The following is a 25,261-nucleotide window of genomic DNA, read 5'->3' as shown; positions in this document are numbered from 1 at the left end:
GTCGTTCGGGCAACTAGAGCGCGATGGGTTGAAGTTGAATCGAGTTGGGCCAACAGCGGGCTCTGTCCGTTCCCTCCCCCCTTGCGGGGGAGGGGCAGGGAGAGGGGTGCCGCACGGGGACTCTTTCCGTCGCGCAATCATACGCGATGCATCGCTAACAATCGGCACCTTTTGCTGGGCCACCCCTCTCCCTAGCCCTCCCCCGCAAGGGGGGAGGGAACGCACCGCCGTCGCGGTGCTAGGCGAGTCTCATCTCGCTTCGGGAGTTCAGCGCCCTTCGCGGACCCAGGTCGCGGCAAACGCGCCGAGCAGCAGCAGCAGGCCGATCAGGCCGGCGAAGATCGGTAGCACCCCGACGCCCTTCACGACGCTGGCGTCGCGCATCCGCACGCCCATCCAGCCATCGCCAGCGAAGACGCTCGCCGAACGCACCGGCACGATACGCGGCAGCTCGACGCTGGTGCCGTCGACCACGCGCACGGCATTGCCGCCGGTCGCCTGCGTCAGCGGCTTCAGGGTTTCGGTCGTCGAGGTGACTTCCGAAAACTCCTTCGGATTGGTCGGACCGACATTGATCAGCGCCTTCAGCGTGCCGTCGGTCGCCTGCCACAGGCCGAGCTCGCTGGCCGGCAGGCTGGCGCGCCACTCGCCGGGATCGGCAGGCGCGAGCGTCAGGTCCTGCGACACGCCCGACGGCGAGGTCACGCTGACCGGCTGGACGCTGTCCGACATGGTCTGGCGTACCACGACGAGGTCCTTGCCCTGCACCTGGAGGCGCAGTGCCTCTTCATCGAGGTCAGGCTGCTTCATCAGCCAGTGCGACATCCGCCGCAAGAGATCGAGATGCGGGCCGCCGCCTTCATAGCCGCGCGCCCACAGCCAGATATGGTCGGAGAGCAAGAGCGCGACGCGGCCCTCGCCGAAGCGCGAGAGGAACAGGAGCGGCTTGCCGTCGACGCCCGTCATCACCGGCGGGTTGACCGCATTGCGGGTGTCGACGGTGCGGAAGAACCGGCTCCAGCGCGGCGGTTCGCTCGCGGAGCCTTCGAGGCCGCGCGTGACCGGATGGCGTTTGCCGATCTCCGACAGATGCGCATAGAACGGCTTTTCGGTCACGCCGACGGGTTCTGCCGGCAGCACCGAATCCAGCGGCGTGCGCCAGATGCTGGTGTTGGAAGCATAGTCCGGGCCGGCCGAGACCAGCACCGCGCCGCCCGCGCGGACATAGCGCGCGATGTTGTCGAAATAGGCGATCGGCAGCACGCCCTGGCGGGCATAGCGGTCGAAGATGATCAGCTGGAATTCGTTGATCTTCTGCTGGAACAGCTCGCGGGTCGGAAACGCGATCAGCGACAGCTCGTTGATCGGCGTGCCGTCCTGCTTCTCCGGCGGACGCAGAATGGTGAAGTGCACGAGGTCGACGCTGGCGTCGGACTTCAGCAGGTTGCGCCAGGTGCGCTCGCCGGAATGCGGCTCGCCCGAGACCAGCAGCACGCGCAGCTTGTCGCGCACGCCGTCGATGGCGACGACGGCGCGGTTGTTCACCGGCGTCAGCTCTTTCTCGAGCGGCGAGGCCTCGATCTCGACGATGTTCGGCCCGGCATGCTTGATGTCGACGTCGACGCTTGCGCTCTGGCCGCTTCCCAGCGTGCGCTCGCCCAGGACCTCGCCGTCCCTGCGGATCGTGACCTTGGCGCGCTCGCCGGTGACGCCCTGGTCGTCGAGGCGATAGGTGATGGTCTGGGTCTGCCCGACGATGCCGAAGCGCGGCGCCGCCGTGATCGCGATGCGGCGGTCGCGCTCGTCCTTCTGCCCGGTGATCAGTGCGTGCACCGGCGCCTGGAAGCCGAGCCCGGCGGTGTTGGCCGGGATGTCGTGGACCCGGCCGTCGGTGATCAGGAACGCGCCGGCGACACGGTCGACCGGCACGTCCGACAGCGCGGTGGCCAGCGCTCCGAACAGTTTTGTGCCGTCGGTCTCGCCATCGGCCTGTCCGGCGTCGACGACGCGGACCTCGAGGCCCTTGATCTTCTTCAGGCTGTCGACCAGCGCTTCCTGCGCTTGCGCGGCCTCGCGATTGCGGTTGCCGAAATTCTGGCTCGGGCTCTTGTCGACCACGATGGCGGCGACCGAGGTGAGCGGATCGCGGTCCTCGCGGGTGAAGGAGGGATTGGCGAGCGCCAGCAGGAACAGCGCCAGCGCGGCCACGCGCACGGCTGCACCGCGCGCACGCGCCACCAGCAGCACGAGCGCAACGACCACGATCGCGGCGAGCGCGAGCCACAGGACGATCGTGGGAACAAGCGGCGTGAACGCAATGCCGTAATTCATGTCGATCCTATTGCCCCAGCCGTTCGATCAGGGCCGGTGCGTGCACCTGGTCGGCCTTGTAGTTGCCGGTCAGGGTGTACATCACGATGTTGGCGCCGGCGCGGTAGGCGAATTCGCGCTGGCGGGCGTCGCCGCCGGACATCGGCAGCATGAACTGACCGTCGAGCCGCTGCGCCCAGGCGCCGGCCAGATCGTTCGAGGTGATGATGATGGGCGAGACGCCGTCGCCGCCGCGGGCCGGCCGCTGCGCGCTGTCGTCGTCCTCATCGCGCGGCAAGGCCTCGACCCAGGTCTGGCCGGTGCTGAAACGGCCCGGGAAGTCGCGCAGCAGATAAAAAGTCTTGGTCAGCACGTGCTCGCGCGGCACCGGTTCGAGCTCAGGCACGTCGAGCGACGACAGGATCTCGCGCAGCGTCTGCATGCCCGGGGTCTGTGCGGCGCCGTTCTCGCCGGGCGGCGCTTCGATCGCGTCGCGGGTGTCGAACAGAACGGTGCCGCCCTGCTTCATGTAGGCGTCGATCTTGTTGATGGCATCCTGCGGCGGCTTGGGCGCGCCCGGCACGATCGGCCAGTAGATCAGCGGGAAGAAGGCGAGCTCGTCGCGTCCGGGATCGATGCCGACGGGATCGCCGGCTTCCAGCGCGGTGCGCTGCGCAAGGAATTGCGTCAGACCGGACATGCCGGCCTTGACGATGGAATCGACGTCGGCATTGCCGGTGACGACATAGGCGAGGCGGGTTTGCGACACCGCCTTCATGGCGAACTCGTCGGACGCGCCATCGGCGCGCGACGGCGCGGGCGCAAGCGACACCAGGCCTGCAAGCGCCAGCCCGACGACGATCATGGCTGTCGCGGCGCGCCGGCGCAGCAGCGCGGCGATCCCGCCGCCGAGCACCGCGACGATGATGGCGTCGATCAGGAACAGTGCGAGCGCCGTCGACAGCAGCCAGCCGCGCAGGTCGCGCGGCTCGGCATTGGTGTAGGTCGCGTGCCGGGCGCGCAGGCCTGCGGTGTTCAGCGCGGCGATGCGGTCGGAAGCGGCGAGCGTGTTCACGGCGAGCGGTCCTTCTGCCGGACCATAGAAGCCGGGCGGATGATCAGGCGTAGCGCGGTCGCGATAATCCGCAGGCAGCGGCTTTGCGGTGGCCGGTGGCGGGCCGAACGCGCCGAAGCCGTCGAGGATGTGCAGCGGCGCCACCGTCTCGGTGCTCGCCTCGGCCGCGACCCCGGGCCCGGGCTTGGCGGTGTAGCCGGACATGTCGACGACCCGGCGCAGCATTTCGACGAAGGTGCCCGACATCGGCAGGTCAGACCAGCGCATGTCAGCGCTGACGTGGAACAGGCTGACCAGGCCCTTGCCGCGATGCTCGCCGGTGACGAGCGGCGTGCCGTCTTCCAGCGAGGCCCAGCTCTTGGTGGCGAGCACCGCGTCGGGCTCGGCCAGGACCTGGCGGTTCACGGTGACGTCCTTGGGGACGGCGACGCGGGCAAATGGGCCGTTCGCCGCGAAGGCGGCGAGATGCTGCGGCTTCTCCCAGGTCAGGCTGCCGCCGAGCGTGCGGCCGCCCTTGCGCAGCTTGACCGGCACGAGATCGTCCTCGGCCTGCGCGAGCCTTGGACCGGCGAAGCGCACCAGCACGCCGCCCTGGTCGATCCAGGCGTTGAGGCGCTCGCGGATTTCAGGAGCGACGGTGCCGACATCGGCGAGGATGATCATCGGCAGCTTCTGGTCGAGGAATTGGGTGATGCCCTGCTGCGGCGAGCCCCGGTCGGCGAGCCGCACGTCGGCGAACGGCGCCAGCGCACGGGTCAGGTAGAAGGTCGGCGCCAGCAGCGGCTGCGCGGTCTCGCTGGTCGTGCCGGTGACGATGCCGATGGCGCGGCGGCGCCACCGCTTGTCGAGCAGCTGCACCGCGCCGGCCGAACGCTCGCCCGATATATCGAGCCGCGTGATGTCGTTGCGCAGCTCGACCGGCAGGTCGAACGAGGCTTCGGTTTCCTTGTCCTGCGGGCCGAACGAATAACGCGCTTCGCCGATCGGTGAGGACTTCTGGTCCAGCGCGCGCACGGTGCCGACGGCGATGCCGCTGTCGGTGCGCAGCACCTTCACCGTCATCTTGGCGGCGGCGTTCTCGGCGGCGACGAGCGCCAGCGGGGAGGACGTGCCGCCCTCGAACACCGTCAAGCTGCGATCTCCGATGGTCTTGCCCAGGCCCTGCACGAAATCCTCGCCACGGCCGGTATCGACGCCATCTGACAGCCAGGCGATCTCGCAGTCGCCGGTGGCCTTCAGGAAGCGGTCGATGGCGGTCAGGGTTTCAACGCGATCGATCGAGTAGGGCTTTGGCGCGAGCTGGCGCAGTGCGACGCGCGCCGCACCCGCCGGCATCAGGGTGATGTCGCGGTTCGGCTCGGACAGCGGCACCAGCGCGATTGCGCGGCGGTCGTTGTCGGCATTGGCGATCAGCTCGTCGGCGGCCCTGACCCTGACATCCCAGTGCGATGCGGCGCTCCAGCCGTCGTCGAACATGATCATCAGCGGCGCCTTGCTGCCGGCGGCGCCTGTTTGCGGATTCCAGATCGGGCCGGCGGCGGCGAAAATGACGAGCGCCGCAGCCAGGAGCCGCAGCGCGGTCAGCCACCACGGCGTCCGCGAGGGCGTCTCTTCGCGAGGTGCGATGTCGAACAGCAGGCGCGTCGGCGGAAACTCGATGCGGCGCGGCCGCGGCGGCATCACGCGCAGCAGCCACCACAGCACGGGCAGGCTGACGAGGCCGATCAGGAGCAGCGGTTCGGTGAAGGCGAGCGGCAATCCCATCATGCGGCCGGCCCCACCTTGATCGTCGTGGTGCGGGTGCCCGATTTGCTCACCTGCATGCCGGCATGCAGGAACAGCAAGAGCTCGGCGGCGGAGCGGTCGGTCGCATGGGTCGTGAACAGCCAGTTGAGTCTGCTGGTCTCGGCGCGGATCTGGTCGCGGTGCAGCGCGAGCCGCGCGGTGTAGTCCTGCGCCCAGCTCTCGGCGCGGCCCGCCGTGATCACGCCGAAGCCCTCGGGCTCGACGAACTCGACGCGGCCGGAATAAGGGAACGACTCTTCGGCGGGATCGACCACCTGCACCATCGTGCCATGCGCGCCGGAGCCGGACAGGCCCGCGAGCGTGGATTTGATCTCCGCGATCGGCGACCAGAAATCCGACAGCACGATGATCTCGGCGAGCGCGGAAGGCACGAAGGACGGCGGCAGGCTCAGCCGGTCGGCATCGTCATGCAGCATCGCCTGCGCCATCTTGTCGATGACGCTGCGGCTCGCGGTCGGCGCCATCAGTCCGGGAATGCCGACGCGTTCGCCGCCCGAGACCAGCAGCTCGGCCAGCGCGAAGGCGACGATCAGCGTCCGCTCGAGCTTGGATTCGCGCGCGGTCTTGGAGGCGAACGCCATCGAGGGCGAGCGATCGGGCCAGATCCAGACCGTGTGCGAGGCTTCCCATTCAAGCTCGCGCACATAGAGATGGTCGTCGCGCGCCGAGCGGCGCCAGTCGACGTTCTGCGCCGGCTCGCCGGAGACGAAGCGGCGGTATTGCCAGAAATTTTCACCGGAACCGGCGCGGCGCCTTCCGTGCAGGCCGTGGATGACGTTGGCGGCGATACGGCGGGCTTCGAGCACCAGGCGCGGCAGCGAAGCGGCGAGCGTACGGCTTTCGCCATCGGCACGTCGGATCGCGATGATCTCCTTCGCTGTGTGCCCGTTGTCTGCGGCCATCAACCGATCCGAGCCTTCAATTGTTTGATCACGTCCGGAATCGTGCGGCCTTCGGCGCGCGCCTGGAACGTCAGCGCCATGCGGTGCTTCAATATGGGCTCGGCGAGGTCGAGCACGTCGTCGATCGAGGGCGCCAGGCGTCCGTCGATCAGCGCGCGTGCGCGCACGGCGAGCATCAAGGATTGGCTGGCGCGCGGGCCGGGACCCCAGGCGATGAACTTGCCGGTCTCGCCGCTCTCCTCGCCCGGACGGGCCGAGCGGACCAGCGACAGGATCGCCTCCACCACGGAATCGCCGACCGGCAGACGGCGGATCAGCCGCTGCGCAGTGATCAGCGCATCTGCGTTCATCGATCCCTTCGCCAGCGTCTCCTCGGCACCCGTGGTCTCGAACAGGATGCGGCGCTCGGCGTCGCGATCGGGATAGTCGACGTCGATCTCCATCAGGAAGCGGTCGAGCTGGGCTTCCGGCAGCGGATAGGTGCCTTCCTGCTCGAGCGGGTTTTGCGTGGCGAGCACGTGGAACGGCTTCGGCAGGTCGTGACGCGCGCCGGCGACGGTGATGTGCTGCTCCTGCATCGCCTGGAGCAGCGCCGACTGCGTGCGCGGGCTGGCGCGGTTGATCTCGTCGGCCATCAGCAGCTGCGCGAACACGGGACCGGAGATGAAGCGGAAGGAGCGCTTGCCGGCGGTGCTCTCGTCGAGCACTTCGGCGCCGAGAATGTCCGACGGCATCAAATCGGGCGTGAATTGGATGCGCTTGGCGTCGAGGCCCAGCGTGATGCCGAGCGTCTCGACCAGCTTGGTCTTGGCGAGGCCGGGCACGCCGATCAGCAGCGCATGACCGCCGGAGAGGATGGTGACGAGCGTGTTCTCGATCACCCGATCCTGGCCGAAGATGACGGACGCGATTGCGTCTTTCGCCGCGCGAATCTGGCTCGACACCTGCTCGGCCGAACGGACGATTCCGTCTTCCAGTTTCTCGACACTTTCCGCCATCCGTCAGCTCCTTAAAGTCCGCCACGCGGCCTGCTTGCGTCGTCAGATCATCACAAGTCGCACATGGGCCCTATGCTAGACTTGCAGGAAGGCCATGTATTCGTTGAATTAACCTATCCCCACCTTATCGGCTTAGGGATATGTAGGGCATCACGAAGTGGCGACCTCCACACCGGGTTAATCCGGTGTGGAACCGCGCACCCGGGTACAACGTAAAACCTGCACCAATCGTGCCAACAGACAAAGTCAGGGCAAACCATGGCGAACCAAGGGCAGAGCGCCGATCGAGGTCTTGAGGGGCTGACTGCCGCCGCCAAAAGTGCCGCCGATGCCGAAGGCGCCAAGAAGGGCCTGCCGCCGGTGCATCTGTGGAATCCGCCGTTTTGCGGCGATCTCGACATCCGAATCGCTTCTGACGGTACTTGGTTCTACATGGGCACGCCGATCGGACGACACGCCCTGGTCCGCCTGTTCTCGACCATCCTGAAGCGCGAGGGCGGCAAGCATTTCCTCGTCACGCCCGTGGAGAAGGTCGGCATCCGCGTCGACGACGCGCCGTTCATGGCGGTCGAGATGCAGCAGGACGGCGAGGACAACCATCGCGTGCTCCGCTTCCGCACCAATGTCGACGACTGGGTCACCTGCGATGCCGCGCACCGGCTGCGCTTCGAGCAGGCCAGGGAGGGCGGGCTGACACCATACCTGCATGTCCGCGCCGATCTCTGGGCCAAGGTTACCCGCGCGCTCTACTACGATCTGGTTGACATGGGTGAGGAGCGGATGGTCGATGGCCAGCCGATGTTCGGCGTCGAGTCGGCCGGCGAATTCTTCGCCATGGCCGACGCGGAGCAGGTGAGGGCCGCACTTTGAACAAGCCTATCCTGAAGAGCGGTCCGGTCGTGATCGGCGCGGCCGATTTCTTCGCCCGATCCCGGGCGAGGCTCGGCTTCGACGTGCCGCCCGGCCTCTACGATCCGAACGTCATCCCCGCCTCGGGCGATCCCGGCACCGACAAGATGCTCGAGATCGTCGCGCGCGAGCAGCCGGTGCGGCCGGCTGCGGTCCTGATCGCCGTGGTCGACCGTCCCGAGCCGACCATCCTGCTGACGCAGCGCTCGGCGCATCTCAACGACCACGCCGGCCAGATCGCTTTCCCCGGCGGCAAGATCGACGCGACCGACGCCTCGCCGCTCGATGCGGCTTTGCGCGAGGCCGAGGAGGAGGTCGGCCTGTCCAGAGACTTCGTCGAGCCGATCGGCTATCTCGATCTCTACGGCACCGCTTTCGGCTTCCGCATCCTGCCGACGGTCGCCAAGGTGCGGCCCGGCTTCGAGCTCGCCATCAACCATTCGGAGGTTGATGATGCCTTCGAGGTGCCGCTATCCTTCCTGATGAACCCGGTGAACCACCAGGTGCACAGCAAGGAATTCCGCGGCATGGAGCGCTTTTACTACGCGATGCCGTTCGCGGAACGCTACATCTGGGGTGCGACGGCCGGAATGTTGCGTGTGCTGTATGAGCGGATCTACTCATCATGATCCGGCCGGTTCTGACCGAGATCGGAATTTTCCTCATCCCCTTTGCCGTCTATGCGCTGTTCCTGGCCGCCACCCGCTCCGGCCTGTTCGCGCGATCGTCCTGGCCGGTCACCGTCGTCGCGCGCCTTGTCCTGGCCGCGCTCGTGCTTGTCATCGCGGGGCTGATCGGCTTCGCGCATTTCTCCGGCGCCGCACCGGACTCGACCTACGTTCCCGCCCATATCGAGAACGGCAGGCTCGTGCCGGGCGTGGAAAAATAGGGGCTGGACCATGAGCGCAGAGCCGTTACTCGCCAATGCGCCCTGGCTGACCTCTGGCGGGACGGCGCGCGTCCTGACGCTGCTCAACGGCAACGGCGAGGAAGCGCGCGTGGTCGGCGGCGCCGTGCGCAATGCGTTGCTCGGTCTCGTGCCCGGCGACATCGACATCGCGACCACGGCGCGGCCCGACGAGGTGATGCGGCGCGCCAAGGCTGCCGGCATCAAGAGCGTGCCGACCGGCATCGACCACGGCACCATCACGCTGGTCATCGACGGCACGCCTTACGAAGTCACGACGCTGCGCGAGGACACCGAGACCTTCGGCCGCAAGGCCAAGGTCGCGTTCGGCCGCGACTGGGTGAAGGACGCCGAGCGCCGCGACTTCACCATGAATGGACTTTCGGCCGATGCGATGGGCGTCGTCTACGACTATGTCGGCGGGATCGCGGATGCGGCCGCGCGACGCGTGCGCTTCATCGGCGATCCCGACCAGCGCATCGCCGAGGATTTCCTGCGCATCCTGCGCTTCTTCCGCATCCACGCCGCCTTCGGGGCCGGCGAGCCCGACCGCGACGGCTATCTCGCCTGCATCCGCGGCCGCGCGGGTCTTGCGAGCCTGTCGGCCGAGCGGGTGCGCATGGAGATGCTGAAGCTGCTGGTCGCTCACGGTGCCTCTGACGCTGCGGTCGCGATGGCGGATGGCGGGTTGCTGCAAGCGCTGAGCGGAGGCGTCGTCTATACCGGGCCGCTGTCGGCCATGATCGCGATCGAGGGCGAGCTTGGCTTGCCGGCAAGCAGCACGCGGCGGCTCGCCGCGCTGACGGTCGCCGTGACCGAAGATGCCAAGCGCGTCGCCACGCGCTTGCGGCTCTCCAATGTAGAAAGCAAGGCGCTGGATTCGATGGGGCATCGCTGGTGGCGCTTCGCCACCAAGGACGAGGCCAATGCGCGACGGTTGCTCTACCGGCTCGGCGCGGAGCGCTATCACGATCGCGTGTTGCTCGGCTGGGCGCGGGCCGGCGGCGACGTCGGATCGTCGCGCTGGCGTGCGCTCGCCGAGCTGCCGCAGCGCTGGATTGCGCCGAAATTTCCGCTTCGCGCCGCCGACTTCATCGCCCGCGGCATGGCGGAAGGACCCGCGCTCGGGCATGTGCTGACGCTTGCCGAGGACGCTTGGCTTGCGGCGGATTTTCCCCTAGAGGAAGCCGCGCTCGCTTCCATCGCCGATCAAGCAGCGGCACGCGTCAGCCGCGATGAGAGAACGTGACCATCGTCTCAGGCTTCGCCGACATCTCGATCCTTCAGCTCCTGCTGGTCGCGTTGATGGCGTTGTTTGCTTCGATCATCGGTGGTCTCGCCGGCTACGGCACCGGCGCGCTGATGCCGCTCGTGCTGGTGCCGCTGGTCGGCGCCGAGCCCGTGGTGCCGATCATCGCGATCTCCGCGATCTTCACCAATTCGAGCCGTGCGCTCGCCTATCTGCGCTATGCCGACCGCCGCCGCGCGCTGATCGTGCTCGCCTGTGCGGCGCTGACGACCGCGCTCGGCGCCTACGGCTACACGCGGCTGACCAATGCGGGCGCCGCGCTCGTGATCGGCTCCATGCTGATCCTCAGCGTGCCGCTGCGCCGCGTGCTCCGCCGCCGCCAGGTCAGGATCGGCGACACCGGCCTTGCGGCCGGCTCGGTCGGCTATGGCGTGCTGGTCGGCGGCACCTCCGGCTCCGGCGTGATCCTGCTCTCGCTGCTGATGGCCGCAGGTCTCGAAGGCGCCGCCGTGATCGCGACCGACGCGATGATCTCGCTCGGCACCGGCCTCATCAAGATCTCGGTGTTCGGGCTGGCCGGCGCCGTCACCGCACAGGTGCTCGCCTTCGCGCTGCTGATCGGCGCGATTGCGATCCCCGGCGCATTCCTCGCAAAGGCTTTTGTCGAACGCATGCCGGTGCATATCCACACGGCGATCCTCGATGTCGCTGTCATCACCGGCGGGCTGGTGATGATCTCGGCGGCGGCAAGGTCGCTGATCGCATAGATGACTCCGGTCCGATTGGCGTTCGCGATGTCCTTTCAAGGACGGACATTCCGTCCCGATGCTTGCACGCCACCAAATGCTAGCCGAAACGGCCGATCCTGACTGCCGAGGGTTGAAAAGATTTCCGCCGATGACGGCCGTCGGCCGGTGGGCCAAGCAGGACGCTTTCTTACAACTGCAATCGGGCATGTCAGGACTGAAATGCTTCAGTAGCACCGTCGAGGCAGGTTTGAGACTTCATATCAACGGAAGCGGGCGCAGGCATGCGCACGCATCGTGGTCTCGACATGCACGGAGGAAGGTGAGGCATGGGACGATCCAACACAGAGTGCCAATGGCCTGAAAAAAAGTCGAGCAATCGGTCCAGGATTCAGATTGCCTTCCGGGAGATCAGTGCTGTTCTTGTTCTCTTTCCTGCTCTCCTGGGTCTTTCTCTCCCTTCCAGTGCATGGGCGCAGAGTGGGACCGAGGCGAAGCCGGACCGCATCAAGGCGAATATCTCGAGAGTCGACAGCGACTTCATTGAAGCCAATACGAAGAGATCCAGGGATTGGCCGACCGTCGGCCTCGACTACGCCGAAACGCGGTTCAGCAAGCTCAATCAGATCAACACTGACAACGTCAGGGATCTCGGGCTCGTCTGGAGTTACAATCTGGAATCATCGCGCGGCATCGAGGCAACGCCCCTCGTCGTCGACGGCATCATGTATCAGTCGGCCCCCTGGAATGTGGTCCATGCCATTGACGTGCGGACCGGAATAAAAATCTGGTCGTTCGATCCGGGTGTTGACCGGTCAAAGACCTATCGCGGGTGCTGCGACGCTGTCAGCCGTGGCCTCGCACTCTACAAGGGCAAGGTCTTCGAAGCCGCCTATGACGGGCGCCTGATCGCGCTCGATGCAGCGACCGGGGCCAAGATCTGGGAAACGGACACGCTGATCGATCACGATCATTCCTACACGATCACCGGCGCGCCGCGCGTCTTCAACGGCAAGGTCGTGATCGGCCAGAGCGGTGCCGAATATGGTGTGCGCGGCTACGTCACGGCCTACGACAGCGAGACCGGTCATCAGCTCTGGCGCTGGTTCACCGTGCCCGGCGATCCATCGAAGCCATTTGAAGACGCCTCGATGGAAGCCGCGGCGAAGACCTGGGATCCCTCAGGGAAGTATTGGATCAACGGCGGCGGTGGCGCGCCATGGGACTCGATCACGTTCGATCCCGATCTGAACATGGTCTATGTCGGCACTGGCAACGGCGGCCCTTGGAATCGCAAGCTTCGCAGTCCGTCGGGTGGCGACAATCTCTATCTGGGCTCGATCGTCGCGCTCAACGCCGACACGGGCCGGTATATCTGGCACTATCAGGAGACGCCCGGCGACAATTGGGACTATACATCGACCCAGCCGATGATCCTGGCCGACATCAAGATCGACGTTGTGCCGCGCAAGGTGATCCTGCACGCGCCGAAAAACGGCTTCTTCTTCGTCATCGATCGCACCAACGGCAAGTTCATCTCGGCGAAGAATTTTGTCGATGTGAATTGGGCGACGGGATACGACGCCAACGGACGGCCGATTGAGCTGCCGGCGGCGCGCGACGCAGATCAATACGAGTCGATTCCGGGACCGGACGGGGCTCACAATTGGCAGCCGATGTCGTTCAATCCGCTGACCGGCCTCGTCTACCTTCCGGCGCAGCACATCCCGGTCAATCTGTCGCCGGAAAAGTCGTTCGCGCAGAATGCTGCTGCGCCGGGCAAGCTCGGCGGCTTGCTGGGCGGGAATATCGGTTTCGTTTTCAACCCTCCGAAGTCGGCCCCATTCGGACGTCTGCTCGCCTGGGATCCGGTGCATCAAAAGGAAGTCTGGCGCGTCGAGCACGTGTCGCCGTGGAACGGCGGGACGCTGACCACCGCCGGCAACCTGGTTTTCCAGGGGACGGCGGATGGCCGCTTCGTCGCTTATGATGCAGCAAACGGAACCAAGCTGTGGGAAATGCCGACCGGCACCGGCGCGGTGGCGGCCGCCGCAACCTACATGGTCGACGACAGGCAATACATCTCGATTGCTGTCGGCTGGGGCGGATCCTACGGCCTGACGCACCGCGCGACCGAGTACCAGAACCCGGGAACGATCTACACATACGCACTCGGCGGCACGGCGAAGCTGCCAGCGTTCGTCAAATATCAGACCGAAGGTCTGCTGCAGGGCGTGAAGTATGATCCGAAGGACATCAGGGAAGGCGGCGAGATCTATGTCGCGGCAGCCTGCGTCGCCTGCCACGGCGTGCCTGGCGTCGGCCGCGGCGGCAACATCATCAATCTCGGCTACGCCAGCGCCGAAGAGATCACCAATCTGAGGCATATCCTCTTCCACGGTCCATTCCGCGACCAGGGCATGCCGGATTTCAGCGGCAAGTTGACGGAAGGGGACGTCGGGAAACTCCAGGCCTTCATACAGGGAACTGTTGACGCCATCAGACCGAAGAGCAGGTGATGAGTCAGCAGGCGCTGCGGCGGCGAGCGGCCCGTTCGACCGTGGCCGCTCATCACGCGCCTTTGTCGATCTTCACCCAGAGCGCACTGCCGAGCGTCGATGAGTTCCTGGCCGCGTAGGCCCATGCCGGCAAGCGCAATGGTGCAAGCGCAAGTGCGATCACGGCCTGCCCAATCCGCTGCGCTTTGCTTCGCGGCAGGCCGCGCACGAACTCACTGACGCTGCCCGGTTTCTCTGCACTGCGCAAAAAGCTGTCCACGATGTCTTCCCTGAGAAACTTCAGGAGATTGAATGGTTCCCGCTCGCAAATGCTCAATTGCAGGCCGTGTCGTCGACATACCGCGTCAAACGCGTCCTTCGTCCAGCGGCCAATGTGGTTCGGCGGCATGTCGATGAGCGATCCGTGGCCCTCCATGTAGTGCGTTCGGATATCATTCGGCACGGCGATGAAGACAGAGCCTTGCGCCTTGAGAAGGTATTTCAATCGCGCGAAGACGTCATCCACCCGGTCCATGTGCTCGAACACCTGAAACATGAAGATGATGTCGAAGGCCTCCTTCATCGGAGTGAAGCCATCCTCCCGAAGGTCGACCGAAAAGGTCTTGTAGCCTTTCGATCGCAAGGCCTGTTGCGCTGCTTCGTTGTAATCGACCGCGTAAATATCGGACGCGCGAAAGAGTTTGTCCTTGATGTGATCGAGAAAATAGCCAAACCCGGCCCCGACATCGATCGCCGTTTTTCCGGCAGTGCCGAGGCCGCTCAGCTCCTCGATCGTCCTCTCATACTCCCATTTCATGGTTGGATAGGAAGGGTGCGGCGCGGCCAGGTTATAAAACTCGGCGCCGCCCGCGACGAACGGATCTGCAAATCCGAATCCGCAATCCGCGCATTTGCGGATATCGCAGGTGTCGCGGCCCCAGAGCAGCGACAGGTGGCTTATTAACTTTCGAGAGCGATCCGGATACTGGCGCGGACTGACGAAGGATCGAGAGGCCTGATCTGCGGTCACTTCAAACAGTTTGGCAGTTGATCCACTGCCGCATGCTGGACAGGTGCTCATCTCTCCCGACCTCATTCAGGCCTTTCGGTGGAAAGTGGTTGCGACCAATTGTCTCGTCATCATTCAAATGAAGGTTGGCGGAGCGCGAGGTCCGGGGCAGTGGACAGCACAGGCGAGGCAGGCCGCTCGCGGCGCGAAGGCGCCTTCGGCTGCGCCGATTTCCTACTGCCAGAATCTGTCACTGGCCTGCGCTAGGTCTTCTTTCAGGGCATTTTTACTGAAAGGAAGACGATGAAAACCCAGAGCAACGGCCAGGCGCTGCAGATCGCCAAGACCTACATCGAGGCCATCGCCAGCAGGAGCGTGGATACGATTACTTCCGTGTCGGCGGACGACGTTGTTTGCACGTCGCCACGCGGGCGGATCGCCGGCATGCAGAAGTTTCGCGAATTCCACGAGGGTTTCGCCCGCATGATCAAGAAGGTCACGGTTCTCGCCGTCTACGGCGACGATGATCAGGCTGTCGTCGTTTACAGCGCGGACACCCATCCGGTTGCCAACGCCGTCGTCGCGGAACTCCTCAAGGTGAAGAACGGCAAGATCGCGTCGACCGAAGTGATCTACGACGCGACTCCGTTCGCCGCCTACACGGCGACCGTCCAACCGCACTAAGGCACGATCGACCATGAAACGGATTCAATATTACAGCTACGGCGGCCCTGAAACGATGAAGCTCGAAGCCTTCGAGCTGAAGGCTCCGGGGACCGGCGAAGTCGCGGTCAAGGTCGAGTTCGCCGCCATCAATCCCATCGATTGGAAGGTGCGCAATGGCTATCTCAAAATGGTGACGGGGAAGAAATTTCCGCGTGCCATGGGCAGCGATTTTTCCGGCATCGTGACCGCTGTCGGCGCTGGTGTCACGCGCTTCAAGATTGGCGATCCCGTATTCGGCATGGCGCAGATAAAGCATGGCGGCGCGCTTGGGGAAGCCGTCATCGCTCCCCAAACCTTCGTCGCCAGGAGGCCGGATTCAGTCTCGTTCGAGGACGCGGCTTGCCTGGCTACGCCGGGGGTCACCGCATGGAACGGCCTCGTGGACAAGGCTGCCCTGAAATCCGGCAGCCAGGTGTTCATCAACGGCTGCACCGGCGCTGTCGGCGAGGCCACGGTGCAGCTCGCAAAGATGTTCGGGGCGACCGTCGCGGGGACATGCAGTGCGCAGGCGATGCAGCGAGCCCGTGACTTGGACGTCCAGCCTCTCTTCGATTATCGGGCCACCGATCTGTCGAAGATCCGTGAACGCTTCGACGTAGTGTATGACACGGCGGGAACGATGGCGGTTGCTGCCGGGGTTGGCCTGCTTCGCGAAGGCGGCGTGTATCTCGATATCAATCCAGCGCCAATCAAGTTCATCCGTGCGATCTTCAACCGGAAACTCAAGCCGATCGTCTGCACCGCGCGGGCTGATATCCTTGACGGCCTTGCCGTCGCTTCGGCGAATGGAAAGCTGCGCTTGCCAGTTGCTGAGACCGTGCGTCTGAACGATGCGATCCCGCTCATCGCGGCGCTTGAAGCCGGGCACATGCTCGCCGGAAAGGCTCTGGTAGCGATGTAAATGCCGTCTGGGCCAGTAAAGCCCCGCCGCCCGTCGCCCGCGACGCCTACTGCCATTTTTTGGCAGGATTCGTGCTAGACTTGGTCTATGTCGAAGAGCCAACGATTATTCGACCTCATGCAGATCTTGCGGCGGCACCGCACCCCGGTGTCGGGCAACGACCTTGCGGCTGAGGCGGGTGTGTCGTTGCGAACGATTTATCGCGACATCGCCGACTTGCAGGGCTTGGGCGCACAAATCGACGGTGAGCCTGGCTTTGGCTATGTCTTGCAACCCGGCTTCCTCCTTCCTCCCCTGATGTTCTCGGAACAGGAAATCCAAGCCTTGGCGCTGGGCGCCCAATGGGTATCTCGCCAGACTGATGATGAGTTCGCGCTGGCGGCGCGTGACGCGCTCGCTAAAATTGGCGCGGTCCTTCCCTCGGAGCTGCAACACAAGCTGGACGACAGTGCCTTTCACGTAGGGCGCAGACCGAAGCAACCCGAAGCCGTCGACCTTCGCGTCGTGCGGCAAGCCATGCGCGACCAACACAAGCTTTCCATTGTGTATCGCGACCCGCAAGGCGCGAAGACCACGCGGATCATCTGGCCAATTGGCGTCGGCTTTTTCGATTCCCGGCGCATCATTGCCGGCTGGTGCGAAATGCGAAAGGACTTCCGCTCATTCCGGGCGGATCGGATAGAAAAGATCAAGCTCAGGACGGAACGCTATCCCGGTCGCCGTCGCGATCTCGTCAAGCAATGGCGGGCTCAAGTCGACGCGGAACGTCGCAAGACTCTCGGCTGATCTCACCACCGGGTCCGACGCCATGCCGACGAGCTATCACCTGCTGGTGCGCTTCACCATCGCCGGCGTGAGGGCCGCCTGACGCCTTCCGGGGTTAGAGCGGGCGCCGAAAATTACCGCGCCCGCTAGGCTCGAACCTTAATTTGTGACGGGCGCCGCCTTGCGGACCAACACTTCGTTGCCCGCCCGGCTGATTTCAAGCGCACGTGGCTGCTGGGACGTTGAGAGAACAACGCTTTGGCCTGGCGCAAGAACAGAGACTACGCGGATTGGCGTTCCCGTCTCGCCCTGAGCAAGGGTCGTCACGACGTGGAACCCATCGCGCTCAACGGTGTAATAGGCGACGCCGGACACCCCGCCGAGATCGATGCTCTTTGTCTGAATTGGCCTGAGGCTATCTGCATGAGCGGTTCCAAAAGCGGCTAAGGCTAGTGTGGCGGCTAAAAGGCTACTGCGGATTGACATGTTGATCTCCTTTAGCTGGGCGGTGGGCCACGCCCTCCGTTCCCTTGCCACATAAGATGGGCGGCCTATGCTCATTGATCAAACAGATTGGATCGATGATGGGTATCGATGCCGTCAATCTAAGCCATCTCGACCTAAACCTACTGGTTCACCTCGATGCCTTGCTTCGCGAACGTAGCGTCACGCGAGCTGCGGGCCGTGTAGGCATTGGTCAGTCGGCGATGAGCCACAACCTCGCCCGCCTGCGTGACCTGTTCGGCGACGAGCTTCTGACGCGAGGGCCCGACGGCTTGCGCCTCACTCCTCGTGCAGTGATGCTGGTAGAGCCGGTGCGGGCTACGCTGTCTCAAATCCAAACGATTGTCTCACGCGACGACGCATTCGATCCAGCGACGGCAGAGCGGACCTTCAGGTTCGGACTCCCAGACAGCATGGAAATCCTGGTCCTTCCCGCTCTCCTCGCACGCCTGCGCGAGGTCGCGCCTGGCGTCCATCTGCGGCTCTACAACATCGACTCGTCGAGACTTCTGGATGATCTCGATGCCGACGAACTGGACCTCGCTATTGGCTATGACGTCTTTCCTCAGGGCCAGATCCACCACAAGCGGCGTCTGCTGTTCAATGAGAGCTATCTGTGCATGTTCAACAAGGAGATAACGGGCATCACCGACGCCCAAATCTCGCTCGAAGATTATGTGCGGTTACCTCATGTTCTCACGAGCCTGCGGCCGGGCCGGACTGTGCGCGGCGTGGTAGACGACGCCCTTGAGAAACTTGGATTGCGGCGGACGGTTGTCCTGACCACGCCTCGCTTCCTCACTGTCCCTGCCTTGGTGGCACGCGCACCTGTCGTCGTGACAATGCACGCGCGGCTCGCTCGGTTGTTCGCCACAGAACTCAAGCTTAGCCTGAGCCAGCCTCCGGTGGATTTGCAGGACGTAGCTGTTTCACTGCTCTGGCACGCTTCCTACGATCACGATCCATCTCATGCGTGGCTGCGTCAGATCTTGGTGGAATTGGTCTCCGAGCTTTGAGCTGGCCGCTACCCGGCGTGGAGCGGTGCCGACTCCACAGGCCGCATGTCGCCTTTTAGCCCCTTAGCAGACGTTCCAGCGCCCTGGGTCGATGCCGGCTTGTGACCCAAAGCAGAAATCGCCGTTGAAACCAATCATTGCCCGTAATCCATCGGCACCTCACGCTCATGTGTCCCCGGCGAGGCCACCAATTCTATTGAATTACGATCGTAATTTAATATTGTGACCGTAATGGCATCGAGCTGAGCCGCTGTTGGGCGGCGGCCGGGTGCCGCCAAACAGCTCCTAGCGAGGATTTCATGGACGACACGACCACGGCCTCACGCCACGTCGCATCGCGACAAACCACAGATGTCGACTCGCTTGGGCTCGCAACCGCTGCAGCAGCGATTCGCAACGGCGACATCACCTCGGAGGCCTACACCGCGGCGCTCTTACAGCGCGCCCGAGCGCTTGCCGAGCTGAACGCCTTCATCACTATCGACGAGGCCGGGGTGCTCGCGGCCGCGAGGGCCGCAGACAAATCGCGTGCGGCCGGATCGGCGGCCCCGCTCCTTGGCGTGCCGCTTGGGGTGAAGGACAGTTATTTGACGAAAGGGCTACCTACCAGCCTGGGCGTCGAAGGCCTCGCTCACTTCGTGCCGCGCGAAGATGCCGACGCTGTCCGGGCCATTAAGGGGGCAGGCGCCTTGGTCTTCGGCAAGAACAACCTCGTCGAGATGTCATACGGCTTGACTGGTCACAACGCACGTTATGGCCAGGTGAAGAATCCGCACGCACGAGATCGCGTGTCGGGCGGCTCCTCGAGCGGCTCCGCCGCATCCGTGGCCGCCGGCATCGTTCCCGCGTCCTTGGGCGGTGACACCGTTGGGTCCATCCGGGTACCCGCATCGTTCTGTGGGGTCGTGGGCTTCAAGCCAACCACTGGACGTTGGCCACGCGACGGCGTTGCGCCGATCTCCCATACGCTCGATACGACGGGCGTGTTCGCCCGAAACGTCGAGGACTGCATTTTGGTGGATCAGGTCGTGACCGGTGAACAAGCTGCGGAGTTCTCCAACGGCGGCTACGACCTGAAGGGAGTCCGGCTGGCCTTCGCGCCGCGACAGTTCCTGGATCTGGTGGACTCGGAAGTCGAGACCCGCTTCCGCGAGGTGGTTCGGCGCTTGCAGGACGCCGGCGCCGAGATCGTTGAAGTAGATCTTGGCGACGATTTCAATTCCCTCGTCCAAACCGCAACATGGGGCATCTTCGCTCATGAGACGATGGGCGAAATTTCGGAATTTCTTCGCCGCCATGACATTCCGACCACGTTCGAGGCCATTTATGAGGGCCTTAAGCCCCAACTTCGGCAGGCGTGGGGGCACATCGTGCTGCCGGGTGGCGCAGGTGCTACCTCGGCAGAGGCCTATCAGACTGCGCTCGACGTGAGCCGGCCGGAAATCCAGCGCCGACTCAACACGGCGTTCGTCTCTCATGGGGCGCTGGTCATTCTGCAACCGACCACGCCCTGCACGGCGCCTTTGATCGAGGAGCAGGCGACCGTCCATATCGGGGGGCAGGAAGTTAGCTACCTCGCTTTGGCGAACCGCACCGTGTCGGCAAGCAGCGTGGGGTTGCCCGGTGTCAGCCTTCCTGTTGGCTTGTCTCGCGCGGGGCTGCCGATTGGGCTTGAGCTGGATGCCCCCTTAGGGAGCGACCGAGGGCTTCTAAACCTTGCCCGCGGCATCGAGGGCATCTTGGGCGCAGAGTCGAGTGCGATCTAACGTCGTGATCGACCAGCATCCGTTTTCAGTCGGTTTGGCCGCGATGATGTCGATCCAGTGGCCTAGCAACTTGATCGCGACCTCCAAGCTTTGCTGGAAGCGGCCGCAGCGTAAGGGCTGCGGGATATTGGTGGAGAGGAGAGAAGATGCGCTTCGAGAAAGGTCATAAGGCGGCGACGCGACGGCAGATCATCGATGTGGCGTCGAAGTGCATGCGCCGGAACGGCATCTCCGCCACCGGGATCGCCGGGATCATGGACGAGGCCGGCCTGACCAAAGGCGCATTCTCTCCGCACTTCGAATCCAAAGATGCGCTCGTTCGCGAGGCGCTGGCGAGCGCGCTCGACGACCAGCAACATCGCCTCGATGAGGATCAGCGGAGCGGCCCGGACCTTGAGGGCGCGATCCGGAGATACCTGAACCGTGCTCACCTCGAAGACCCGACGGGCGGATGCCCCTCGGCGGCGTTGCTCCCCGAAATCGCCCGACAGCCCCTGTCCACAAGGAAAGATTACGAGAAGGGGCTGCGAAGCTACGTTGCGACATTGGCCGCACTGCTTCCTGACGCAGATGCATCAGCGAGCCGCCGCCGCGCGACCGCCATCTTCGGCCTCATGGTGGGCACCCTTCAGTTCGCGCGGGCCGTGCCCAACGCTGCGCAGGCGGAGCAGATCCTGGAAGGCGGCGTTGAGGCCGCCTTGCACTTGGCACGAGCTCCCTCTCGCTAGATTAGGAAGCCGGGAGAGGCAGTCCCTCGAGGTCCGCTTCACCAAACAGAGCAGACACGGCGTCGCATTGTCCGCCCCGAGCAGCGAAGGGCGTCGCCGGCTCCGAGCGCAACGATTGGGCGATCTGATTCGCGCATTCAATCGCGCTTTGATGCTGCGTTGGTTTTGCTTCATGATGATTGGCAGGCCGCCAGTGCGGCTCAATAAGGGGGGTGTTGAAATGAGGAAGTTTTCGCTTGTATTGCTGTCGACAGTCGCTCTCGGCCCGATCACAGCCCAGGCTGCGGATCTGGCGCCGGTCCGTATGTCGTCGAAGGCTCCCGCTCAGGTGGGCAACTGGACGGGATTCTATATCGGCGGCAACGTTGGTTATGGCTGGGGCAGCTACGGTGCGTCGAACGCCACCGGGACAATCGTGAACTCGAATGGCGGTTCGGGCATCTATGCCTTCAACCCCGTGTCCGGCAACGGTAATGGGGTCACCGCCGGCATCCAGGCCGGCTACAACTGGCAGATTGAGCAGACGGTGCTCGGCATCGAGGCTGATTGGCAGTATCTCAATTCAAAGGCCAGCACCGGCAACTCGGCTATTGCTGTTCCCGTCTTCATCGGCGGCAATTTCAGCGGCAGCACGTCCGTCAGCACCGATTGGTATGCGACCTTCCGTGGCCGAGTGGGTTATGCGTTTGGGCCGGCGTTGCTCTACGCGACCGGCGGTATTGCGTTGGCCGATACCAAGGTCAGTGCGAACGCTACGGGCAGTATCGTCACTGCCCTCTTCCCGCCAACCCTGGGACCGCTGGGCTCCATGAGCGCTTCTGACAGCGCCGTCCTGATCGGCTACGCGGTTGGCGGCGGTTTCGAATATGCTCTGGGGGCAGGGTGGTCGGTCAAGGGCGAGTATCTGCACATGGGTTTCGGCACGAAAGGCTACAACTTGACCGGCTCGCTTCAATCGCCGGCCGGGTTGACGGGCGTCATCGCGACTCACGTCGATATCAAGCCGAGCTTCGACATCGCCCGCGTTGGTGTGAACTATCGCTTCTGATCAGCGGATCTGAAGACGTGAAGAAAGGGAGACTTCAGGTCTCCCTTTCTCGCAATCGCAGGCCGCTTAGGCGTGCCTACTCGTCATCCTCGTCTTCGTCCTCATCCTCGTCGTGATCTTCCACTTCCAGGCGGTCGAGCGCGGCCAGCGGCAGTGTCTCGCGGAACAGATCGCCTTCCGAGCCCATCCAGAGGCAGAGGATGTCGTCGCCTTTCACCTCTGCGACGGTCAGCGGCTGGCCGCCGGATTTCAGCATCACGACGTCGCCGGTTTTCAGTTCCATGGATGGTCCTTTCGGGGTTGATCGACGAGAGGGGAGGCTAGCAAGCCGTCATGACAGGCCGATCACGGGCTATGGGACCCGTGAATTGGCTGCGGCTTGCACAGACTGCCGAAACGTCGATGGCAGAGGTTCGAGTGGGGGATCGCTCGAGGTCACCAGGGGCTATTCCGTCCCAGGCGCGGCGATGATGGCATCATGCGCCTGTTTTGCCCGACGCGTCAAATGATTTCGTAAAATCAGCAATGCATTGCGTTTGCGGCAAGCTGTTGAAATTGCAGCAGCCGGCTACTGTGCATGGGGTTGTTTTCGATGTTTTGTTTTCGCCTGGGTTACGGCTGGTCCGGCACGAGTTCGGTCAGCGAGCGGATGATGCGGTCGGGCTTGACGGCCGAGCCTTCGGGCAGGCCGTCGCCATGCACGTCGATCCAGATCGAGTAGATGCCGAGGCGCTGCGGCGTCACGACTTCCCATTCCAGATTGTCGCCGATCATCCAGGTGTCTTTCGCGGTGACGCCGAGCGCCTCCATCGCGTGCAGATAGGCGCGCTCCTCGGGCTTGCCGAAACCGTGCTCGCCCTCGATCTGGATGTGATCGAAGCGATGCGTGAGCTCGAAGCGCTCGACCTTGGCGCGCTGCATGTCGGCGGCGCCGTTGGTGACCAGCGCGAGTTTGACGCCGCGTGCCTTGAAAGAGTCGATCGCATCATGCGCACCGGGGAACACGAAGATCGCTTCTTCGCGATAGGTCGTGAAGCGGTTGGCGAGGCGATCGGCGAGATCGTCGGAGAGGGCGCGGTGGCCGTCGGCGGCGAGCGCGGCGAAGCCGCCCCGCACCGTGAGCCGCCGTGCCTCGCCAAGCTTCATCCGCCACGCGGCTTCCGCATTCGCCCAGAAGTTTCGTGCGAAGGCCAAAACTGCGGTCGCGACCTGCTGCGGCGGCAGCGGCGCGAGCTCGTCGGCAAATTCTTCTGCGATCGTATTCCAGGCGATCTCGGGCCGGCCGTAGGCCGAAAGGATGGTGTCGTCCATGTCGATCAGCATGGCGCGCGGCAGCGGAGGCATCGCGGTGCTCATGGCCATTTCACCTCCGGCGGCAGCGACGACAGGATGGAGTCCACGTTGCCGCCGGTCTTGAGCCCGAAGATGGTGCCGCGGTCGTAGAGCAGGTTGAATTCGACATAGCGTCCGCGCCGGATCAATTGCTCCTCGCGATCCTCAGCGGTCCAGGCGCTCGCGAAATTGCGCCTGACGATGTCAGGGTAGATTTTCTGGAAGGCGCGGCCGACATCCTGGGTGAAAGCGAGGTCGGCGTCCCAGTCGCCGCTGTCGTGCCAGTCGTAGAAGATGCCGCCGATGCCGCGCGCCTCTTTGCGGTGCGGCAGGTAGAAATACTCGTCGCACCATTTCTTGTACTTGTCGTAGTCGGCAACGCCGTTCGGGCCCGTGCAGGCCTCCTTCATCGCGGCGTGGAAGGCGAGCGTGTCGGGATCGTCCTGGGTGCGCCGGCGGTCGAGCACCGGCGTGAGATCGGCGCCGCCGCCGAACCAGGCTTTTGTGGTGACGACGAAGCGGGTGTTCATGTGCACGGCGGGCACGTGCGGATTGCGCAGATGCGCGATCAGCGAGATGCCGGAGGCCCAGAACTTGGGGTCGTCTGCCGCGCCGGGGATCTGGGCGCGAAACTCGGGCGCGAATTCGCCGTGCACCGTCGAGCAATGCACGCCGACCTTCTCGAACAGGCGGCCGGACATCATCGACATCACGCCGCCACCGCCGGGCGCGCCGGTATGATCGGTGCGCTGCCAGGGCGTGCGTTTGAAGCGGCCGGCATCGCCCGGATAAAGGCTTTGGGGGGCGTCATCCTCCAGCCGCTCGAAGCTCGCGCAGATGTCGTCGCGCAAAGCTTCGAACCAGGCGCGGGCGCGCGTCTTGCGGTCTTCGATTGTCGAGATGTCCATGTCCAATTCCAAAACCGGTCTCGTAGGGTGGGCAAAGGCGCTCTTGCGCCGTGCCCACCATATTCACTGTCGTCTTGATTGGTGGGCACGCTTCGCTTTGCCCACCCTACGAAGTCTAACCCTGCGGACCGTAATAGGTGCAGCTCTCGTTGCAACTGTCGCGGTGGATGCTGACGCGGGTGAGCTTGCCGATATGCTGGAGCCGCTCCCAGACGAAGCGCGAGAGGTTTTCCAGCGTCGGTGTGCCCAGCGCCTCGATCTTGTTGAGGTATTTGTGGTCGAGCGTGAGCCGCACGTCCTCGATGGCGCGCTGGACGAGGCCGAGATCGACCACCATGCCGGTCGCAGGGTCGGGCGTGCCGCGCAACGTCACCTCGGCGCGGAAGGAGTGGCCGTGGATCTCTTCGCTTGCGGCGCCAAAGGTCGTCCCCGACAATGAGTGCGCCGCCTCGAAGCGGAACGATTTCGTCAATTCCCACATCTGTTCGAAAACCAATCCTATCTGATGCCGAGCGATTTATGCGTCTGCACGCTCAGCCGCCATTGCGGATGGCGCAGGCAATAGTCGATCGCACGCACGGTGTTTTGGGCAACCTCGGGTCCGTCCATCGGTTGCAGCGAGAAGCGTTCGAAGGCGAGACCCTCGAAGGTCTCGGGCGCGGCGAGGGCCTGCGGATAGACCAGCTTCAGCTCGTGGCCGCGGCGCTGGACGAGCTCGCTGCCGCCCTTGGGGCTGACGCAGATCCAGTCGAGCCCCTCAGGCGCCACAATCGTGCCGTTGGTCTCGACGCCGATCTCGAAGCCGCGGGCGTGGAGGGCGTCGATCAGGGCGGCATCGACCTGGAGCAGCGGCTCGCCGCCGGTGAGCACCACGTAACGGTTGCTGTCGGTGGCAGCCGTCCATTGCGCGGCGACGGTGTTGGCGAGTTCCGCGGCCGAGGCATAGCGGCCGCCGAGCGTGCCGTCGGTGCCGACGAAGTCGGTGTCGCAGAATTTACAGGTCGCGGCCTCGCGGTCGGCCTCGCGGCCGCTCCAGAGGTTGCAGCCGGCAAAGCGGCAGAACACGGACGCGCGCCCGGCATGGGCGCCTTCGCCTTGCAGGGTCAGGAAGATTTCCTTGACCGCGTAACTCAATGATCTCTCCTCAACATCTCAAAC

At 64.3% G+C, this 25,261-nt stretch carries 24 protein-coding genes; 13 read left to right on the top strand and 11 right to left on the bottom strand.

The window, feature by feature from the left end; all coding sequences use genetic code 11:
- Window positions 1-267 precede the first annotated feature (267 nt).
- Genes AB7290_RS34140 through AB7290_RS34125 form a run of 4 tightly spaced genes read right to left on the bottom strand, consistent with a single transcriptional unit; the run spans window position 268 to window position 7,091 of the window.
- Window positions 268-2,331: a hypothetical protein gene (locus AB7290_RS34140; protein ID WP_085402504.1), complete on the bottom strand. Its 2,064-nt coding sequence runs from the start codon at window positions 2,329-2,331 to the stop codon at window positions 268-270.
- A gap of 7 nt (window positions 2,332-2,338) precedes the next feature.
- Window positions 2,339-5,152, bottom strand: a complete 2,814-nt coding sequence (locus tag AB7290_RS34135) for a DUF4159 domain-containing protein (protein ID WP_085402505.1) — start codon at window positions 5,150-5,152, stop codon at window positions 2,339-2,341.
- The gene (locus AB7290_RS34130; RefSeq protein ID WP_063985164.1) at window positions 5,149-6,093 is read right to left on the bottom strand and encodes a DUF58 domain-containing protein; all 945 of its coding nucleotides are present in this window, start codon (window positions 6,091-6,093) and stop codon (window positions 5,149-5,151) included. Before AB7290_RS34130 ends, AB7290_RS34135 begins: the two co-directional genes overlap by 4 nt.
- Window positions 6,093-7,091, bottom strand: coding sequence for an AAA family ATPase (locus AB7290_RS34125; protein WP_071916189.1), 999 nt, complete (start codon window positions 7,089-7,091; stop codon window positions 6,093-6,095). The genes AB7290_RS34130 and AB7290_RS34125 overlap by 1 nt, the downstream gene beginning before the upstream one ends.
- Before the next feature lie 258 nt (window positions 7,092-7,349).
- On the opposite strand from AB7290_RS34125, the gene AB7290_RS34120 reads away from it, so the two are divergent.
- From AB7290_RS34120 to AB7290_RS34095, 6 genes are all read left to right on the top strand, one after another.
- Complete coding sequence (locus AB7290_RS34120) at window positions 7,350-7,961, top strand: DUF1285 domain-containing protein (RefSeq protein ID WP_085402506.1); 612 nt, start codon at window positions 7,350-7,352, stop codon at window positions 7,959-7,961.
- Window positions 7,958-8,629, top strand: coding sequence for a CoA pyrophosphatase (locus AB7290_RS34115; protein WP_085402507.1), 672 nt, complete (start codon window positions 7,958-7,960; stop codon window positions 8,627-8,629). The genes AB7290_RS34120 and AB7290_RS34115 overlap by 4 nt, the downstream gene beginning before the upstream one ends.
- On the top strand, window positions 8,626-8,889 hold the full coding sequence (locus tag AB7290_RS34110; protein ID WP_014497409.1) for a DUF6111 family protein: 264 nt from the start codon (window positions 8,626-8,628) through the stop codon (window positions 8,887-8,889). Before AB7290_RS34115 ends, AB7290_RS34110 begins: the two co-directional genes overlap by 4 nt.
- A gap of 10 nt (window positions 8,890-8,899) precedes the next feature.
- The gene (locus AB7290_RS34105; protein ID WP_085402508.1) at window positions 8,900-10,156 is read left to right on the top strand and encodes a CCA tRNA nucleotidyltransferase; all 1,257 of its coding nucleotides are present in this window, start codon (window positions 8,900-8,902) and stop codon (window positions 10,154-10,156) included.
- Entirely contained in the window at window positions 10,153-10,923 is a 771-nt protein-coding gene (locus AB7290_RS34100; protein ID WP_028158256.1) for a sulfite exporter TauE/SafE family protein, read from the top strand. The genes AB7290_RS34105 and AB7290_RS34100 overlap by 4 nt, the downstream gene beginning before the upstream one ends.
- Window positions 10,924-11,231: 308 nt before the next feature.
- Window positions 11,232-13,421, top strand: a complete 2,190-nt coding sequence (locus tag AB7290_RS34095) for a PQQ-dependent dehydrogenase, methanol/ethanol family (protein WP_085402509.1) — start codon at window positions 11,232-11,234, stop codon at window positions 13,419-13,421.
- 52 nt (window positions 13,422-13,473) lie between these two features.
- Here AB7290_RS34095 and AB7290_RS34090 read toward each other — a convergent pair whose 3' ends face one another.
- Window positions 13,474-14,481, bottom strand: coding sequence for a class I SAM-dependent methyltransferase (locus AB7290_RS34090; protein ID WP_161495872.1), 1,008 nt, complete (start codon window positions 14,479-14,481; stop codon window positions 13,474-13,476).
- A gap of 231 nt (window positions 14,482-14,712) precedes the next feature.
- Here AB7290_RS34090 and AB7290_RS34085 point away from each other — a divergent pair, with 231 nt between their 5' ends.
- The 3 genes from AB7290_RS34085 (at window position 14,713) to AB7290_RS34075 (ending at window position 16,822) form a co-directional block, all read left to right on the top strand.
- Window positions 14,713-15,093 (top strand): nuclear transport factor 2 family protein, encoded by a 381-nt coding sequence (locus AB7290_RS34085; protein WP_085402511.1) that lies wholly within the window; start codon window positions 14,713-14,715, stop codon window positions 15,091-15,093.
- Between the two features lie 13 nt (window positions 15,094-15,106).
- Window positions 15,107-16,036, top strand: a complete 930-nt coding sequence (locus tag AB7290_RS34080; RefSeq protein WP_085402512.1) for an NAD(P)-dependent alcohol dehydrogenase — start codon at window positions 15,107-15,109, stop codon at window positions 16,034-16,036.
- 87 nt (window positions 16,037-16,123) lie between these two features.
- Complete coding sequence (locus AB7290_RS34075; RefSeq protein WP_085402513.1) at window positions 16,124-16,822, top strand: helix-turn-helix transcriptional regulator; 699 nt, start codon at window positions 16,124-16,126, stop codon at window positions 16,820-16,822.
- A 138-nt stretch (window positions 16,823-16,960) separates the two neighbouring features.
- Here the strand turns inward: AB7290_RS34075 and AB7290_RS34070 are convergent, their stop codons facing one another.
- A complete protein-coding gene (locus AB7290_RS34070) occupies window positions 16,961-17,287 on the bottom strand; it encodes a hypothetical protein (protein ID WP_085402585.1) in 327 nt (108 codons plus the stop codon).
- 98 nt (window positions 17,288-17,385) lie between these two features.
- Here AB7290_RS34070 and AB7290_RS34065 point away from each other — a divergent pair, with 98 nt between their 5' ends.
- From AB7290_RS34065 to AB7290_RS34050, 4 genes are all read left to right on the top strand, one after another.
- Window positions 17,386-18,321, top strand: a complete 936-nt coding sequence (locus AB7290_RS34065) for a LysR family transcriptional regulator (RefSeq protein ID WP_063986632.1) — start codon at window positions 17,386-17,388, stop codon at window positions 18,319-18,321.
- Window positions 18,322-18,620: 299 nt separating this feature from the next.
- Window positions 18,621-20,087 carry an amidase family protein gene (locus AB7290_RS34060; protein WP_085402514.1) on the top strand — a complete coding sequence of 489 codons (1,467 nt, stop codon included), beginning with the start codon at window positions 18,621-18,623 and terminating at the stop codon, window positions 20,085-20,087.
- 146 nt (window positions 20,088-20,233) lie between these two features.
- Window positions 20,234-20,815 (top strand): TetR/AcrR family transcriptional regulator, encoded by a 582-nt coding sequence (locus tag AB7290_RS34055; RefSeq protein WP_085402515.1) that lies wholly within the window; start codon window positions 20,234-20,236, stop codon window positions 20,813-20,815.
- Window positions 20,816-20,930: 115 nt separating this feature from the next.
- Window positions 20,931-21,863: an outer membrane protein gene (locus AB7290_RS34050; RefSeq protein ID WP_085402516.1), complete on the top strand. Its 933-nt coding sequence runs from the start codon at window positions 20,931-20,933 to the stop codon at window positions 21,861-21,863.
- A 76-nt stretch (window positions 21,864-21,939) separates the two neighbouring features.
- Here the strand turns inward: AB7290_RS34050 and AB7290_RS34045 are convergent, their stop codons facing one another.
- The 5 genes from AB7290_RS34045 to queE form a co-directional block, all read right to left on the bottom strand.
- Window positions 21,940-22,146: a YodC family protein gene (locus AB7290_RS34045; protein WP_028153663.1), complete on the bottom strand. Its 207-nt coding sequence runs from the start codon at window positions 22,144-22,146 to the stop codon at window positions 21,940-21,942.
- Window positions 22,147-22,475: 329 nt separating this feature from the next.
- On the bottom strand, window positions 22,476-23,225 hold the full coding sequence (locus tag AB7290_RS34040; protein WP_094184197.1) for an HAD family hydrolase: 750 nt from the start codon (window positions 23,223-23,225) through the stop codon (window positions 22,476-22,478).
- Window positions 23,216-24,103 (bottom strand): oxygen-dependent coproporphyrinogen oxidase, encoded by an 888-nt coding sequence (hemF, locus tag AB7290_RS34035; protein ID WP_085402517.1) that lies wholly within the window; start codon window positions 24,101-24,103, stop codon window positions 23,216-23,218. Before hemF ends, AB7290_RS34040 begins: the two co-directional genes overlap by 10 nt.
- 115 nt (window positions 24,104-24,218) lie before the next feature.
- The gene (locus AB7290_RS34030; RefSeq protein WP_028153666.1) at window positions 24,219-24,584 is read right to left on the bottom strand and encodes a 6-pyruvoyl trahydropterin synthase family protein; all 366 of its coding nucleotides are present in this window, start codon (window positions 24,582-24,584) and stop codon (window positions 24,219-24,221) included.
- 17 nt (window positions 24,585-24,601) lie between these two features.
- Window positions 24,602-25,237 carry a 7-carboxy-7-deazaguanine synthase gene (gene queE / locus AB7290_RS34025; protein WP_085402518.1) on the bottom strand — a complete coding sequence of 212 codons (636 nt, stop codon included), beginning with the start codon at window positions 25,235-25,237 and terminating at the stop codon, window positions 24,602-24,604.
- Window positions 25,238-25,261: the final 24 nt, after the last annotated feature.

The sequence above is a fragment of the Bradyrhizobium sp. 613_E4_N2_2 genome (assembly GCF_052075995.1).
GTDB classification, from domain to species: domain Bacteria; phylum Pseudomonadota; class Alphaproteobacteria; order Rhizobiales; family Xanthobacteraceae; genus Bradyrhizobium; species Bradyrhizobium barranii.
The sequence above is the reverse complement of the archived record's forward strand: the minus strand, read 5'-3'. Positions and strand labels throughout refer to the sequence as shown.

Excerpts from the sequence above, each read along its gene's own strand:
- AB7290_RS34040 (WP_094184197.1), bottom strand. The coding sequence starts at position 23,225 with ATGGCCATGAGCACCGCGATGCCTCCGCTGCCGCGCGCCATGCTGATC.
- AB7290_RS34120 (WP_085402506.1), top strand. The coding sequence starts at position 7,350 with ATGGCGAACCAAGGGCAGAGCGCCGATCGAGGTCTTGAGGGGCTGACT.
- AB7290_RS34085 (WP_085402511.1), top strand. The coding sequence starts at position 14,713 with ATGAAAACCCAGAGCAACGGCCAGGCGCTGCAGATCGCCAAGACCTAC.
- AB7290_RS34110 (WP_014497409.1), top strand. The coding sequence starts at position 8,626 with ATGATCCGGCCGGTTCTGACCGAGATCGGAATTTTCCTCATCCCCTTT.
- AB7290_RS34070 (WP_085402585.1), bottom strand. The coding sequence starts at position 17,287 with ATGTCAATCCGCAGTAGCCTTTTAGCCGCCACACTAGCCTTAGCCGCT.
- AB7290_RS34075 (WP_085402513.1), top strand. The coding sequence starts at position 16,124 with ATGTCGAAGAGCCAACGATTATTCGACCTCATGCAGATCTTGCGGCGG.
- AB7290_RS34090 (WP_161495872.1), bottom strand. The coding sequence starts at position 14,481 with ATGAGCACCTGTCCAGCATGCGGCAGTGGATCAACTGCCAAACTGTTT.
- AB7290_RS34060 (WP_085402514.1), top strand. The coding sequence starts at position 18,621 with ATGGACGACACGACCACGGCCTCACGCCACGTCGCATCGCGACAAACC.
- AB7290_RS34140 (WP_085402504.1), bottom strand. The coding sequence starts at position 2,331 with ATGAATTACGGCATTGCGTTCACGCCGCTTGTTCCCACGATCGTCCTG.
- AB7290_RS34095 (WP_085402509.1), top strand. The coding sequence starts at position 11,232 with ATGGGACGATCCAACACAGAGTGCCAATGGCCTGAAAAAAAGTCGAGC.
- AB7290_RS34105 (WP_085402508.1), top strand. The coding sequence starts at position 8,900 with ATGAGCGCAGAGCCGTTACTCGCCAATGCGCCCTGGCTGACCTCTGGC.
- AB7290_RS34045 (WP_028153663.1), bottom strand. The coding sequence starts at position 22,146 with ATGGAACTGAAAACCGGCGACGTCGTGATGCTGAAATCCGGCGGCCAG.
- AB7290_RS34130 (WP_063985164.1), bottom strand. The coding sequence starts at position 6,093 with ATGGCCGCAGACAACGGGCACACAGCGAAGGAGATCATCGCGATCCGA.
- hemF (WP_085402517.1), bottom strand. The coding sequence starts at position 24,103 with ATGGACATCTCGACAATCGAAGACCGCAAGACGCGCGCCCGCGCCTGG.
- AB7290_RS34135 (WP_085402505.1), bottom strand. The coding sequence starts at position 5,152 with ATGATGGGATTGCCGCTCGCCTTCACCGAACCGCTGCTCCTGATCGGC.
- AB7290_RS34055 (WP_085402515.1), top strand. The coding sequence starts at position 20,234 with ATGCGCTTCGAGAAAGGTCATAAGGCGGCGACGCGACGGCAGATCATC.
- AB7290_RS34065 (WP_063986632.1), top strand. The coding sequence starts at position 17,386 with ATGGGTATCGATGCCGTCAATCTAAGCCATCTCGACCTAAACCTACTG.
- AB7290_RS34030 (WP_028153666.1), bottom strand. The coding sequence starts at position 24,584 with ATGTGGGAATTGACGAAATCGTTCCGCTTCGAGGCGGCGCACTCATTG.
- AB7290_RS34080 (WP_085402512.1), top strand. The coding sequence starts at position 15,107 with ATGAAACGGATTCAATATTACAGCTACGGCGGCCCTGAAACGATGAAG.
- AB7290_RS34125 (WP_071916189.1), bottom strand. The coding sequence starts at position 7,091 with ATGGCGGAAAGTGTCGAGAAACTGGAAGACGGAATCGTCCGTTCGGCC.